We start from the raw sequence: 16,191 nt of genomic DNA on the forward strand, positions 1-16,191 counted from the left end.
AATATTTCAATCACCTATGAAAAAGGTTAAAGACTTATTATATTTAATTAAATCACATTTAAAACCCATATCACTAATTTTATATAATAAAATTTAATAGCATTTTAAAAATTTAATAAAATTAATTTTTACATTTAATCACTGAAATTTTAAATATTAGGTTTTTTTGTTAAAAGTTATTTAATTTTATAAAAACTAATTTTGGACCCTTTAAATTCCATTTTTACATATGAAATAATATTTAAAACATGAACTAATCATATGATACCTTTTTTATTGGATTTTTCCATTGCCTTGACCATACCTTTTATAAAAAAAGACCAAATTAGATTTTAAAAAAACTATAAATCATAGATGCATGAAAACTTTCTTAAAATAAAATAAAAGATATCCAAAATAATATCCAATATAAAATAATTAAAACTAAAATAATCGATAAAGATTTTCAATTTAAAAAGAACTAATGAAATCTACAAAAAAATAGAACACTCCATCTATATCTATACATATCACAAAAAAAATTTAAGACCTATTTTAAATACGATTTAAGATTCAAGACACAAAGATCAATAATATGCTTTTAAACAAAAAAATAGTTTAATTAAAATCCTAAAAATAGAAAAAAGAGATAGAAATAAAATAAATTTAAAATTTATATGATTTTTTATATAAAATAATCAAAGCTTATTGATTGTCATCTGTTTCTGTAGTAGTATAATCCTCATTGGAACCGTTATTAATATTAGTACTATTTGTTGTTTGATTTGTTAAAACAAAACTCAAGAAAGTTCCATCATTAGTATCAACAGCATTTCTAACAGATGATGTGTCACCTTTAGATCTTAACTCTATGCTATGAACACCATAGTCACATTGGAAAGTACGATTATTTGTAATGTTATCAACTGTAAATGTACCTACCAATTCACCATTTACATCGATTTCATAGGTTTTATTTTCTTCAAATATTGCTGATGTTGTTGCAATATAATGATTATCTATATAAATATCAAATGTTGATGCGTTAATAGATTTATACTCAACATTATAGTTTTCAGTTATGTTATAAGACAGATCAGAGATATTCAAAGCACGGACCGTGTGATGAACTAAAGCTCCATTAAATGTTGAAGCAATATGAGAATTCGGTATAATCTCCCCACTTCTAATATTCAAATGTCTTCTCAAATCTTTTGAAACCCTTAGAGTATTATCCTCATTCTGTCTTGTTTTATTTATTGAGTAAACATCATCATTTATATAGACAGTATCTCCATAATTCATTTGCAGCGTTTGCAAAGCTTGATACGGCATTCTAATAATATCTGATTCATTCTCTATTGCACTATCCACAGTATAGGGACCTCTAACAGCGATATGATTATCAGATCCATGACCAAATATTACAAGATTTCTTGATGTAGCCTCAATAGATATCTGTCCGTTATCTCCAATGGTAGCTGCAGAGATAAATGTAGATATCATTAAAATCAATACAAAGAATACTATGATAATTGGAAAATGCATTTTAATAAAGGATACCAGAACATTTTTATTGGTTGGAGCTTTCCTAAATACTGTTATCGACCTTAAAATCAGTATTATTATATAAATAATAGCCAATATAATACCTAAGAAAATAAATATTACACTTAATTGATAAGGTACTTGAGGAACAAAGAACAATAAAAACAGACCTAAAATAGCTAATGTTAATCCTAAAATGGACATTCTAATATAGTTTCCCAAGGTATCAATCATTGATATACGTCCATAATCCATAGCACGTGTAATGATTGTTCTTACAACCTCATTGGCCATTTCATGTAAATCACTCAATGGAGACATGTCATGTTGAATATCTCCAATATCAATTTCCATGATTTTAATTCCTCTAACATCAGCATCTAAAACAATACCAACATCAACACCATAATCACTTTCAAAATTAAGTTTATTTAAAACTGAACGTTTTGCAGCAAATTGACCACTTAATGGCTGATCATAATTAATCTCAGGAAAGAAAAAATTTAAAAGAGGCTTTGCAGTAAGTTCTGTTACACGGCCACTTTCCCTTGAGAACTTAGTCTTTGTAATATCTGTTTCACCATTAAGAATAGGTTTAATAATCAAATCTACTTTTTCCTGAGTTAAATTTTTAATATCTGCATCTATAAAAGCGATAATATCTGCTTTAGAAGAATTTACACCTGTTTTAATAGCTGCTCCTTTACCTTTATTAACTTTATGATTAATTACACGGGCACCAGCGGATTTAGCCTCGGATTCTGTATTATCAGTAGAACCATCATTTACTACAATTACTTCGTGAATATAATCCAATTGTTTTATAACACCAATTACAGTAGCAACAGACTCTTCCTCATTAAATGCAGGTATTACAACATCAACAGTTAAGTTTTTAGAACTAGAATCAGAAGACTTTCTAAAGTTAAACAAGAAAAAACCTCTTTAAATCTTTTAATTATGGATTTAGAAAATGATTAAATTTCCCCATTAATAATTTATTATTAAACTTATTTATTAAAATAATCTTTTATAAAAATATCCTAACTTTTATATAAATACTATTAAAATTAGATTTTATTAGAATTAAAAATTATAAAGGTCTAATAAAAATTAGATAGAAAACAAGACAGATTCATTCCAATTGAAACAACCCTTAAAAAATAGAATTAAAAAAATAGAATTGAATATTAGATGCCTTTTTTATGAAAAAATATTATTTAAAGCATTATAACAATAAAAAAACAATAATGGAATACTTTAAAAAAACGGCAAAGTTTAAAATGATATTTAAGAAAGGTGGAAATTAAAGAAAATGAAAAATCTAATTATCTTTCTTATTGCCGGCATCTCTTGCAAGACGAATTAATGTTAAATGTTGTTCAAAGTTTTGGTCATGTTGTTTTTTAAGAACATGTAATATTACACCACTTAAGAATATCATTACAGCAGTTAAGAATACTACACCTACGGAAATTAATGTAGGTATTTTTAAAACCGTACCAGTATCTAAAAAAGAAATCAACACAGGATAGAAATAAGCAAATGCAATAATTAAAAGAATTAATGTCATTAATGAAAAGAAAGACAAAGGTCTAGTATCTCTAAATAATGATAAAATAACTCTTATAACTTTAAAACCATCACTGAAAGTATTTAATTTAGAGAAACTACCGTCAGCCCTATCCCTATAATCAATAGGAACTTCAACAAGTTTAAAATTGTGATTTAAAGCAAATATGGACATTTCAGTTTCTATTTCAAATTCCTTAGAATGGACTGGATATGATTTTACAAAGTCATAGTCAAATGCTCTCATTCCAGTCATAATGTCATGTAGGTCACTGTCAAAGATTTTATTAATGGATTTTCTAACAAAGATATTACCACTATTATGGAAAGGACGTTTATTCTCGGTAAAATATGTAGAGGATAGTCTATCTCCAATTACCATGTCTGCTCTCTTTTCCAATATTTCCTTTTCTAGTTCAGGAGCAGCTTCAGCAGGATAAGTATCATCACCATCTACCATAATATAACAGTCTGCATCAATATCCCTAAACATTGATCTAACTACATTACCCTTTCCCTGTCTATATTCATATCTTACAATTGCCCCTTCTGCTTTCGCTATTTTATCTGTACCGTCTGTGGAATTATTATCATAGACATAGATATCTGCATGTGGCATTACCCTTTGAAAGTCATTAATAACCTTTTTAATAGTTACTGCCTCATTATAACATGGAATCAAAATAACCGTTCTCATTAAATCACAAAACCCTTAAATTTTTAATTATTTATGTATTTTATTTAATAAAAATTTTTTTATATAAAAATAAATAAGGTATTGAAATGAATTATTACAAGATAAAATAGAAAAGTATAGTCCAATTATTATCTGTACAACTAAAGTATAAATTCTAAAAATCATGAAAAAGACATGAGTTTATTCACCTATTTTATAAAAATTTTAATCTCTTATATTTATTCAAACTTAATTAAAGATAATGATTAATGTATCTATTTAATTAAATATAATTGGAATATGTTAAAGAATTCCTAAATTCCGTCTAGGCATTATTAAAAAATATAATTAGAAATTTTTAAGTTAAAAAAAATACAATAATTTTAATATTATTAATTTCTAAAATATATAATAATTGATGATTTTAATTTTGTGTGATTTTTGGTGGAAAAATGGGGGAAAACTCTTCTTTAAGGCTTAACTTAATAAGTCTATTAAACAATCTTGAAAAAAACAAATGGTATTTATTATTATATGTAATAATGATTTTATCATTTTCACTTTTTCAACTATTCGCTTATAACCATCATGCTTCTGTAAAGCGTGAAGTAATTACCTTGTTTTTACTTATATTAATAGGTATTATCCTATTATTATATAGAAATAGTAATAAAGAGAAGATACATAGAATAGCTTTCGTGACTATTATAGTGTTTGGAATTATAACCTTAGTATTATCACCAATACTTGTTGGCTGTGATGAGGATGAACATTTAGCAAGAACGGATTTAACCTCAGAGGGTGTTTTCATCCCCCACTATGAACAGATCGGTTCCCATAGAGGGTATATTGTTAATGATTATGTTGTAGCACTTGATGAGAAAACAAGATTTAAAACAATATTCTCATCTGCAACAGATGACAAACCAATAAATAAAAGTTCACATCTGGTTGAAGCGGCATTTGCTCAGAATGCATTTTATGCCTATCTGCCTCAGGGTTTTGGAGCATTTTTAGCTAAGGAATTGAACCTTACAAATATATGGGTACTCTGGTTAGGAGGTATTATGAACCTTCTCATGTATGCATGTGTGGCATCATATGCTGTTAAAAAGACACCGATACTAAAGGTTCCGATGTTGATGATAGCATGTCTACCATTTACCATATATGAGGCCACGACTGTAAGTTCAGATGCATTTATCAATTGTTTCTCACTGCTTTTAATGGCATATTTCTTCTCAATGTATAAGACAGAGAAGGCCAGTGTAAGTAAGGAAAACTTGATAATATTCTATATCTTAGTACTGCTTGTAGGATTAATCAAGCCGCCACTATTGTTATTTGCATGTTTAACCCTAATTATTCCAAGGGAAAACTACGAGTCTCCATCCTACTTCAAATATGCTTTAATTGGAATAATATTGATATTTATAATAGGAGTCCTATGGAATGTAACCTATTCAATGCCGAATATGAGAAGATCACATAGGGGACCTAGGGCCCGGAAATTAAATATTGACACGGTTTTACAGTTGAAATTCATGTTTTCCAGTGTAAAATATTTCACGGCAGTGATGAGTGACATCTTATCAAAAACATGGTATGTATTTAAAGACTTATTCAGATTCTGTGATTGGCAGGGAAAATATGGTGTATATCAATCTTCAATATTGGCTTTAATCTTTTTAGTATACTATGGAGTTATAAGCTTTCTATATCCAATAAAATATAAGATAAGTAGAAATAAAAGATTATTTGCCGCTTTAGTATTTTTAGTCATATATATTGCATTATTCCTAATACAATACTTAACCTGGACACCTGTAGGATCACTTAGAATTCAAGGAGTTCAAGGAAGATACTTCATACCACTGCTAATATTACTTCCATTTATACTGAATATTAATAGTGAAAATACAAGATATGGTGAAAGAATAAGAAAACACATTACAAAAGAAAGGTTAGACAACATAAATCTTCTAACCTACATTGTGATTATCGGACTGTTATCCTGTCTACAGATATTAACAGTAGTTTTATATTATTAAATTTAATATATACCTACTTTTTTTATAATTTTAACTCAATAATCTAATTTTTTTAACTAAATAAATTCTTAAAAATTTTTCATAAATATATCTAATACTTTTTCTATTACTTTAATTCTATAGTCCAATTTTTTAACAAAATAAATTCTTAAAAATTTTTCATAAATTTTATGCTTTTTCCTGAAATTTTTCTAAATCCATTAAAATATTAAATATTTAATCTTACAAAATATTATTATTAAAAATTTATTAATCAACTAAGACTATTAAATAGTTAGTCTTCATAAAAATTTTATTTTTATTTTTAATATTAAGGTGGTAGAATGAAACCAAAAGTAATGATAATATTAGGTTCTGCATCAGATATTAAAATAGCTCAAAAATGTATAGATAAATTAGAAGAATTAAAGATACCATATGATTTTAAGATTTCTTCAGCACACAGAACCTATAAAAAAGTTAAACATGACGTACTCCAAGGTACAAAAAATGGAATTGAAGTATTTATTGCAATTGCAGGTATGGCGGCACACCTACCTGGAGTTATCGCATCATTTACACATAAACCTGTTATCGGAGTACCTGTTGAAGCTAAATTAGACGGATTAGACGCATTATATGCAAGTATTCAAATGCCGTTTCCAGCACCGGTTGCTACTGTTGGAATAGATAGGGGAGATAATGCAGCAATCCTTGCAGGGCAAATCATTGCAACATATGATAAAAATATGAGAGCAAATATTCATGATTTAAGATCAGGTTATAAAAACAAGGTTTATAATAGTGAAAAGGAATTGCTAGAAGAGTTAAATGGTGAATATATTCAAAAAGACTTTTTAGTAGACGACTTTGATGATATTGAATACAATGACAATAAAAACTTAGATGTTGAAGCGTTATCACCTGATGAATGTCCTGATGTAGCTGTAATAGCTGGAAGCCATTCTGATATGAGTATTGCTAAGAAAATATCCACTTTACTTGATCGTATGAAAATATCATATGATTTATCAGTTGTAAGCCCTATCAGACATCCTAAGAAATTCCAAGAATATATGATGAAAATGGAAAATGTTAAAATATTTATTGGTGTTAATGGATTATCCTCACAGGTTACAGGTTCTATAGTAGGTTCCAGTGAAAAGGTTGTATTAGGTGTTCCATGTTCCAAGGAATTCGAAGGAAAGGATGCCTTACTTTCAATGGTAAGTATGCCACCTGGTGCACCTGTTGGAACAGTTGGAATTAATAATGGCCGTAACTGTGCTATTTTAGCTGGAGAAATTCTAAGTATTAGCGATAAAAATATTGAGGATAACTTAAAAAGAATAAAATATAAGGCAGCTAATTTATAATGTGATAAAAATTAAAGATGATTCAAAGAATAATATATAGAGCTAATTTATATTTTAAAAAAAAGATTTGCCACAGGTAAATTGAAAATTTCTTTATTTATTAAATCTTCAAACCTAAAAATATTAGATAAAGGTAGCTGATTATAAATTATAACAATGATTAAAAAAAGTGATTCTATGAAATTAAATAGTTATAAAAATCTTATAGAAATCAACGATGAAGTGGACACTGAATATGAAATAGTAGAGATATTAAAGAAATATCCGAAGGATACTGTTTTATTCACTAATGTCAAACATCATCGTATTCCGGTAATAAGTGGAATCTGTAATACAAGGGAAAAGATTGCCCAATCAATAAACTGCAAAAAGGATGAGATTCTTCAAACAATTGTTAAGGCATGCGATAATCCAATTAAAGTTGAAAACTACAAGGATTTAGATGATTATATAAGTTATGATGCAAACTTAAATAAGATACCAATTTTAAAACACTATAAAAAAGATGGTGGAAGATATATTACAGCAGGTGTTGTGTTTGCACGTGACCCTGAGACCGGAGTCCAAAATGCCTCTATTCATAGAATGCTTGTAAAAAATAGTAATACTTTAGGAATTAGACTTGTACCAAGAAACTTATTTACCTATTTCCATAAAGCAGAGGAATTAGGTAAGGATTTGGATATTACAATCTGTATTGGATTAGATCCTGCAATCCTACTTGCAAGTACCTGTTCAATACCTATTGATTCCGATGAGATGGAAGTTGCCAATGCATTTAAAAATGGTGAATTGACCTTATTAAAATGTGAAAATTCAGATTTAAAGGTTCCTGAAGCGGATATTATTCTTGAGGGAAAAATCATCCACAATAAAAGATCAAAAGAAGGTCCATTCGTAGACTTAACCGATACCTATGATGTTGTAAGAGAGGAGCCAGTCATAAAGTTAAGCAAAATGCATCTTAAGAAAAACGCCTATTATCACGCAATTATTCCTGCAGGATTTGAACACAAACTCCTACAAGGTCTTCCACAGGAGCCTAGAATATTTGAACATGTTAAAAACACAGTTCCTACAGTCCAAAATGTTGCCCTAACCGAGGGAGGTTGCTGTTGGTTACATGCAGTGGTACAAATCAAGAAACAGACACAGGGTGACGGTAAGAATGTCCTAATGGCTGCGCTTTCTGCACACCCATCCTTAAAACATTGCGTTGTAGTTGATGATGATATTGATATATTTAATCCTGAGGATGTGGAATATGCAATAGCTACAAGGGTTAAAGGTGATGAAGATTTAATGGTTGTAACTAAAGCAAGGGGTTCTTCCCTAGATCCGAAAGCATTACCTGACGGTACTACTACCAAAATAGGTCTTGATGCTACCAAGGATATTAATCATCCCGAGAAATTTGAAAGAGTAAGTTTTTCCGAATTCTAAACTTACTCAATACTATTTTTTTTAATCTATGCAATTTTTTTATTTTATACTATTTTATCAAGTCAAAGTTTCATAATCTATAATATTAATCATTTTAATGTCTAATTTTCATTAAAATCCACAACGATCAAATAAAACTCTAATTCTAAATAACTTAATCAATTAATCACAAAGTTTAACCTCCAACAGTACGTTATTAACCTTAATCAATCAATAACCTCCAACAGTGTGCGATGTTAAGGGTTTATTATTCTCATGATTAATCCATTACAAAGTTTAATTTTCTACCGCAGTTAGTACATTTGTTATTTTTGATTTTACCTAAATCTTTTGTAAAATAGCCATTTCTTTCAATCAAAAGCTCACCACATTCAGGACAGAATGTATTCTGATCATCAGGCATATTACCTAAATAGATATATTCGAGTCCAGTTCTATGGGCAATATCAAATGCATTAATTAAGCTTGAAGGGTTTGTAGCCTCTATATCATCCATCTTATAGTAGGGAAATGCCCTTGTAAAATGTATAGGAACTTCCGGACCTAATTCATCCATTATAAAATCTACCAATTTTTGAATCATATCATCGGAATCATTTAAGTCTTCAATAACCAGATTTGTTAGTTCGAGATGAGCTTTACTTTCATAAATAGCTTTTATATTATCAAGTATCACATCCAGGCGGGCATCAGAGTAATCTTTATATAATTGTTTAGACATGAATTTTAAATCTATATTGAATCCGTCCATATATGGTAGAATGTACTCCAGTGCCTCAGAGGTAAAAAATCCATTGCTTATGAAAACATTTTTAATATTTTCCCTATGGGCAAGTTTAGAACAATCCTCAACATATTCTAAAAACATAGTAGGTTCATTGTATGTATAAGCAATTGACTTACAGTTTGTTAAAGCTGCATTTTTAACAATTGTCTCTGGCATAATATTAACAGTACCAATATCTTTGGCAATTTTCTGTGAGATGATATAGTTCTGACAAGCCAAACATGCCATATTACAACCATAACCACCTATCGAATATGCTAAGCTTCCGGGATAAAAATGGTACAATGGTTTTTTTTCAATTGGATCAACATTGTATGAGGATATCTGACCATAGGTAATTGAATATAGGTCTCCCCCATCATTATACCTTGTCATACAAAGACCATAATCCCCTTCTGGAATTATACAATTTTGGTTACAGATATTACACTTAACCCTTGACTTAGCTAGCTTTTCATATAATACAGATTCAATTTTCATAGAAGACAACCCCTTTTTAATTTTTAATAATATTAATTTAATTATAACTTGAAATGTTCATAACCCATACCTGATAAGGTTTTAATCTCGTTATTGGTGAGGACTATTTCAAGTGTATTATTTAAGGTAACCTCACCTATAACATAGAAATCCAGATATTTTTCAATTTCACTCTTTAAATCCCTAGGTATAATGAATATAAGTTCGAAATCCTCGCCGGTATGAAATAGCAATTCATATAAATCAAGATTCAAACTATCTGCAATAGTTAGATACTCCCTATCAACAGGTATCTTATTTTCATAAATTCTAATACCCTTATTATATGGAACATTACCATTAATTGAGTCAGAATATTTTTTATCCGCTTCCAGTAAGGATTCAAGTTCGCTTGCAAGACCGTCCGTTATATCAGTTGCAGTTTTAACTCCTAGAGATAAAAGTTTTTCCCCTTCATTTAACCTTGCATTAGGTTTTAATGCCTTATTTATTGATTCGGTAATGGTAATATTATCTGATGAGACCTCTTGATTTAATAGTTGAAAACCTAATGCTGCAAGACCTAACTTACCAGTTATACAAACCAGATCTCCCTTGTTAAAACCATATTTCATCATTGGTTCAGTAGATGTTTCACCAATAGCCGTTCCACAGACTATAATATCCTCTGAATCATTAGTATCACCACCTAAAAGTGGAATATTATAATAATCACAGGCTGAAAGAACACCGTCAATAAAATCATCAAAGTCATTAATGGATAAATCCCTGTTAAAACCTATACTTAAAAGAAATCCTAGAGGTTTAGCTCCCATAGATGCAAGGTCACTTACATTAACGGTTACAGATTTAAATCCCATGTCATAATAGGTCATCTCATCTGGAAAATGATGACTTCGAATAAGCATGTCTGATGTGGTAATTAAGTATCTATCTAAATATCTGATTACGGAACAATCATCGCCTATTCTATTTAAATAAGTATTATTAACTGTGGAAGACCTTTTAATGGACGCATTAATTATTCTTTCAATTAAAGCTTTCTCACCATATGATGAAATAGAATCTTTACTCATGAAAAAAGATATGTTTTTTTAGATTAAATAAATTTTTATAAAAAACATTAAAGTTCTAAAAAAAGATATTTTAAAGATTCAAAATAGAAGACTTAAAACTATAAGTCTATAATGAAAAATCTAAAAAAAGCTAAAAACTCAGTAAAAACAAACTAAAAATAAAGTTTAAAAATAAAAATCTAAAAAAAAAGCTAAAAACTAAGTAAAACCAACTAAAAACAAAATTTGAAAATAGAAATCTAAAAAAAAAGCTAAAAACTAAGTAAAACCAACTAAAAACAAAATTTGAAAATAAAAAGAGAAAATAGCTAAATAATTTATTTAACTACTTTAAATTTAAATCCGTATGAAATTACTCCATCATCTCCATCTTCAGAGATTTTTCTAAAGACCATTTCAACAGGATCTCCTATTTCAATGTTTTCAATATCAGTATCAACAAGTTGTGCAGTTAATTTTGCACCCTCTTCTAATTCAATAATAGCTACAGCATAAGGAGCGATAGTCTTAAAGTCAGAAGACGGTGATCTAACAATAGAGTAAGAATATATCTTTCCTTTACCATTAAATTTAAAATCTTCCATATGTCCTTTTCTTCTGCAGTCTGGACAAACAACTCTTTGTGGGAAATATAATCTACCACAGTTTGTACATTTTGAACCAATTAAGTTATATCTTTGTTGAATATGACGCCATACTCTTACTGTATCAGACATAAGATACCTCCATATAAAATAAATTAGTATGTATTATATTTACTTTATATTTTAAAATATAAATAAGTATTTTTTTTACCCTAAAATTTTCCTATTTTCCAAATAATCAGATAATTATAATTTTTTAAAAATAGATTACTAAAAACTTCAATTTAATTTTTAAAATTTAAATAAATGATTCCTTTTAAGGTAAATCTTAAAATACATATAAATTATTTATAATCATTTAAAATTTAAAATAGACTTGATAATTCATCATCTAATAAAAAAGGATTTAATAAAACAGGATTTAAAGAAATCTTATGAAAAATTTAAATCAAATTATAAATGACAATGACGGGAATCTCATAATTTCATTTAGTTTAATTTTGATTTTCATAGTTATCACATGCTTGATTCTAGCTTTAATGGCCTCAGACTACCTAAACGAGGAAAAAACAGATGAGGTTACAAGCAGTAACATTCAGTTTATAATTGGAGATTATAAAAGAAATATTGAAACTGTATCCTATGAAAGTTTAAACGAAAGTATTATGGATGTAATCTCATCTAAAAATAGCTTAAAGGATAGTAGGACATATCTGAAAGATAAAATCAACAGAAATCTTCAAGATTTAAACAAAGAATATTATAAAACCTATAAAGTTACTGTAAACTCTGAAATCACAGAGGTGGACAATGATGAGAATCCATTTTACATTAAAGTATCAGGCCATATGGAAATTATAAAGAACAACATCTCATATTCATCAAATGATACATTCACCATTCCAATTACAGGATTAAATGATCCCCTACCTGTTTTAAAACTAAAAAATCAGGAGGGACTGGAATATACAAACGAGGGGATATACTATGGAGAGTCCCTTAGGGATTATCTAAATAATAAAGGATTAAACAACTCTAATTCCTATCTAAATGCCAGATCACCATCCATTATCAAAGAATGTCCATATACGCCATATCCCATCCATGGAAATAATGGTTTAATCTCCAACTGTATTGAAAATAAGTATTATCATGAAAGTTCAGACGGAAGTTGCATATTCTGTAGAATGGAAGGCAAGGGGAACTGCTCCCACTATGGAATTGAAACCTTTATCATTACAAGGGACAGTAACTATTCAAGTTCCATCACCTCATCGGACCATGTTATATTCTCGGACAATCCCTATTATGGAAATAAAATCAATTTAAATAATTCCACCTATGTAATTTATCTGGATAATGGCCATGAAAATAAGTATGGTCTAGACAATTATTAATGGGGGTAATTTAATCTTAGACAATAAAGGAAATATCTACTCTTTAGAACTACTAGTTTCAATAGTGTTAATTATTCTAATCTTGTCCACTTGTTCCAATATGATTTACACTACAAATAACAAGATTACAAATAGGGTGGATATGGATAGACTAGAATCCATCAGTATGAAAACCATGGATCAACTGATTAAAAACCCTGGAAATCCAAGCAACTGGGAAGAATATAGTGACAGTTTAGATTATACCCCAGGTTTAGCTAAAGATTCCCCAGATAATAAGACGAATCTCTGTATCCTATCCTATCGAAAAATCTTAGCACTAAAAAATAATTATGATGCAATTGATAGAAATATATTCCAGGACGAGATCAGCAGTCAGATAATCATAATCCCCTCATCTGATAGTTTAGATAAGATAATTCTGGGAGATAACCTGGATTTTAACAATCCCAAAAACATCATATCAATAAATAGAATGGTGAAGATAGACTATTATAGTGGTTATACCATTTTAAACATTAAAAAATCAGATTACATCTGTAATCAAAATCATGATAAGGCATATTGGAGATGCAATACCTTTAAAATAGACTATGGTGATTTAAAAGACTCAGACTATTATATATTAAATGACAAAAGTGAAAACATTGAATTTTATTTGGATAATGGAAAGAACCACTCGGATTTAAAAACTGCAGGTAGTAATCCGGTATGTTTAAACGACGATTTAAATAGCCTAATCAATCAGAATAGCTCAACAAGTATTATAGTCCATGAAAATACAGACAATGTCAATTCCATAATCGTAATGGTACCTAAAGATTTCAATAAAGAACATCTAAAATACGACTATTTTAAAGAGATTAATGGAAAAATAATACTTAAAACCTGGTATAAATGAAAAATACTTAAAAAAAGACTGTTTTATGGAAATCAACGAAAAACAATTCCAAAGATAGTATAAAAGGATACAAACTTAGGTTATATTATAAAAAAAATATTATAATTTAAATAAAAGATGGAATTCCATTTATTATAAAAAAAATATTAAAGGATTAAAATTATTATCATTAATTAACATCATATGTAAATTTATCGATTAAGTCCCTGTCACCATTAGGCTTTTCTTTATATACAAACACTTTTAGATAGGATATGTTAAAATCATTGGAATTCTTTTGACCAAACATCACATCAGCTGTTTTACTTGCACCGGAGCTAATATTATCATCATAACAAAGTATGTTTAAAGAATTCAAACCAAAGAAATTTGCCATGACATCTAATTGTTTGCCATCTGAGGAATATGGATATATTTCCACGGTTGTATCTTTTAAGTTATCTTTAGCAGTATAAGTTATCTTATATGATTTGGTATGACCTTTATAATCATCGGAATTTAAGTCCTCGCTACCAGTTAAATCTACAGAATTAATTGCAATTTTATGTGGCATTAAACTGAATTTCATTGCATCCATATCTCCATGGGAATTATAATATGAAAATCCTGTAAACGCGACAACTGCAATAATAAGTATTACAACAAGGACTGATAAGTAGTTTTTATTACTGGTTTTAGGTTTCCTTGAGGCATCTGCAGTTTTATCTTTATCATCAGGCAACTTTCCATTTAAATAAAAACCGCATTTATAGCAGTATTCATGATCCTTTTTTACTTCTGCACCACACATAGGACAAAACTTAAAATCAGACATTTAAAACCCCCTTTAATTCAATTTTAAAAAAAATAGATTGTTTAATCTTTAGTCTTTTTAAAAAAAAAACTAGATATTAATTTATCATCTTAAATATTTAAAATTTTTTAAAATCTAGTACTAAACCAAATATCTTAAAATATTTATAAAATCTTGATTTGAACTAGATAAATACCTTGAATATTTAAAATCAGGTATTTAACTAGATAAATATTGCAATGATAATTAATGAAAATACAACAAGTAATGAGTTAGATAATGCATCTGTAAGACTTGTTGATACTGGAATGATTACATTATCCGGATCAAAACCCTTATTGTATGAATGCACACCTATAAAGAACACAATAAACATCATTATAAATATTAGTATAAGTCCTGCAAGCATACTAATCAGGATCAATTGAGCCATTGGAAACATCTGTACACCTAGTAATGCACTTGAAATATCTGCAATAATAGCTATAAATGGGTATACAATCAGGGACAATAGGAATATAATGAAGAAATTATATTTCATTTGACTTGTAAACCTGAATTCTGCTTCTATTAAACCGGAGTGTAGTCCTGAAGATAATCTTGCACCTAATATACTTACTAAATCCCCACTTTCACCTGAAAATAGAGGCACTAATGTTAATAAAGTTGGGTTTGTAAGTAAAGTAGATTCGCAACTATCTAATATAAATCCTGCAAATATACCTAAGAATGAACATAAAACCAATGTAGGTGTTGATTGTCTAAGAATCAATCTAATATCCTCGTTAGAACTTATAGCATATACAAATAACAATATAATAAAGATTAAAACCCCAACAAATATTATTGTTTTAATAAAATAATTGTTAATAAACAATTTTAAGATATATATTGATGCTATAATTGCAGGTAAAGTAAATAAATCCCCAAATGCTGCAACAATAGGTGTTGTTATGTTATCCGGGTCCCATCCACCTATGTAACTTTTAATGGATATGAAAAATGTAATCGGCAACATTATAATACTTGAAATTGCACCTGCGAAAACGGATATTAGGATTATATCCATAATACCAATACATTTCAAGTGGAAGATAAAACATATTAACTTAGCAAAAATAGCTAAAAATAGTGATAAAACCATAGTTAATATAAATGAAGCTGAAAGGTTTGTATTAAGTATTGGAGACCATTTAAATTCCGGATCCAAAGTACCGATATGGAGGTTGGTACTTAATCTTGATGCAAAAGATCCGAATATATTGCCTCTCATTCCAATAGCCCCAGGAATAAGAACAAGAAGTCCAGGGAATAAGTCTAAGAAATAGGTCATGTTTCCTAAGATTATACCTGCGCATAAATCCCCAACAGCACATATTAAAAGAGCAGTTAAACTTTCCCTAATAAAGGATTTGTTTACACTAATTATATGAGGTAACTTATCTACTTTAGTTTTATATTTCATTATATCAACATTATTTAATTAATAAAAGGTTTTTAAAACAATATAGAATAAATTAACTCATATTAAATAAAAAAAATTGAAAAA

The 16,191-nt window shown here is 28.5% G+C and carries 12 protein-coding genes; 5 read left to right on the forward strand and 7 right to left on the reverse strand.

Annotated elements, in window-relative coordinates; genetic code table 11:
- Positions 1-684: 684 nt before the first annotated feature.
- Together ON24_RS05340 and ON24_RS05345 are read right to left on the reverse strand one after the other, a co-directional pair.
- Positions 685-2,460, reverse strand: coding sequence for a glycosyltransferase (locus ON24_RS05340; RefSeq protein WP_040682184.1), 1,776 nt, complete (start codon positions 2,458-2,460; stop codon positions 685-687).
- Positions 2,461-2,851: 391 nt separating this feature from the next.
- Positions 2,852-3,796, reverse strand: a complete 945-nt coding sequence (locus ON24_RS05345) for a glycosyltransferase family 2 protein (protein WP_040682185.1) — start codon at positions 3,794-3,796, stop codon at positions 2,852-2,854.
- Between the two features lie 431 nt (positions 3,797-4,227).
- Between ON24_RS05345 and ON24_RS05350 the strand changes: the two genes are divergently transcribed.
- From ON24_RS05350 to ON24_RS05360, 3 genes are all read left to right on the forward strand, one after another.
- Positions 4,228-5,826 carry a DUF2142 domain-containing protein gene (locus ON24_RS05350; RefSeq protein ID WP_040682186.1) on the forward strand — a complete coding sequence of 533 codons (1,599 nt, stop codon included), beginning with the start codon at positions 4,228-4,230 and terminating at the stop codon, positions 5,824-5,826.
- Between the two features lie 323 nt (positions 5,827-6,149).
- Complete coding sequence (gene purE, locus ON24_RS05355; protein ID WP_040682187.1) at positions 6,150-7,181, forward strand: 5-(carboxyamino)imidazole ribonucleotide mutase; 1,032 nt, start codon at positions 6,150-6,152, stop codon at positions 7,179-7,181.
- Between the two features lie 177 nt (positions 7,182-7,358).
- On the forward strand, positions 7,359-8,624 hold the full coding sequence (locus tag ON24_RS05360; RefSeq protein WP_040682188.1) for a UbiD family decarboxylase: 1,266 nt from the start codon (positions 7,359-7,361) through the stop codon (positions 8,622-8,624).
- 259 nt (positions 8,625-8,883) lie between these two features.
- Here the strand turns inward: ON24_RS05360 and amrS are convergent, their stop codons facing one another.
- The 3 genes from amrS to ON24_RS05375 form a co-directional block, all read right to left on the reverse strand.
- The gene (amrS, locus tag ON24_RS05365; protein WP_016359275.1) at positions 8,884-9,891 is read right to left on the reverse strand and encodes an AmmeMemoRadiSam system radical SAM enzyme; all 1,008 of its coding nucleotides are present in this window, start codon (positions 9,889-9,891) and stop codon (positions 8,884-8,886) included.
- Between the two features lie 41 nt (positions 9,892-9,932).
- A complete protein-coding gene (thiL, locus tag ON24_RS05370; RefSeq protein WP_040682189.1) occupies positions 9,933-10,967 on the reverse strand; it encodes a thiamine-phosphate kinase in 1,035 nt (344 codons plus the stop codon).
- A 317-nt stretch (positions 10,968-11,284) separates the two neighbouring features.
- On the reverse strand, positions 11,285-11,683 hold the full coding sequence (locus ON24_RS05375) for a Zn-ribbon domain-containing OB-fold protein (RefSeq protein ID WP_016359277.1): 399 nt from the start codon (positions 11,681-11,683) through the stop codon (positions 11,285-11,287).
- A 302-nt stretch (positions 11,684-11,985) separates the two neighbouring features.
- On the opposite strand from ON24_RS05375, the gene ON24_RS05380 reads away from it, so the two are divergent.
- Together ON24_RS05380 and ON24_RS09225 are read left to right on the forward strand one after the other, a co-directional pair.
- Positions 11,986-12,948 carry a hypothetical protein gene (locus tag ON24_RS05380; RefSeq protein ID WP_152411890.1) on the forward strand — a complete coding sequence of 321 codons (963 nt, stop codon included), beginning with the start codon at positions 11,986-11,988 and terminating at the stop codon, positions 12,946-12,948.
- Between the two features lie 142 nt (positions 12,949-13,090).
- Entirely contained in the window at positions 13,091-13,849 is a 759-nt protein-coding gene (locus tag ON24_RS09225) for a hypothetical protein (RefSeq protein WP_040682191.1), read from the forward strand.
- 169 nt (positions 13,850-14,018) lie between these two features.
- Here ON24_RS09225 and ON24_RS05390 read toward each other — a convergent pair whose 3' ends face one another.
- Together ON24_RS05390 and ON24_RS05395 are read right to left on the reverse strand one after the other, a co-directional pair.
- Complete coding sequence (locus ON24_RS05390; RefSeq protein ID WP_040682192.1) at positions 14,019-14,663, reverse strand: zinc ribbon domain-containing protein; 645 nt, start codon at positions 14,661-14,663, stop codon at positions 14,019-14,021.
- 202 nt (positions 14,664-14,865) lie between these two features.
- Positions 14,866-16,107, reverse strand: coding sequence for a magnesium transporter (locus tag ON24_RS05395; RefSeq protein WP_040682193.1), 1,242 nt, complete (start codon positions 16,105-16,107; stop codon positions 14,866-14,868).
- Positions 16,108-16,191 lie beyond the last annotated feature (84 nt).

Origin of the sequence: Methanobrevibacter boviskoreani JH1, assembly GCF_000320505.1 — an archaeon.
In the GTDB taxonomy this organism is placed as follows: Archaea; Methanobacteriota; Methanobacteria; order Methanobacteriales; family Methanobacteriaceae; genus Methanarmilla; species Methanarmilla boviskoreani.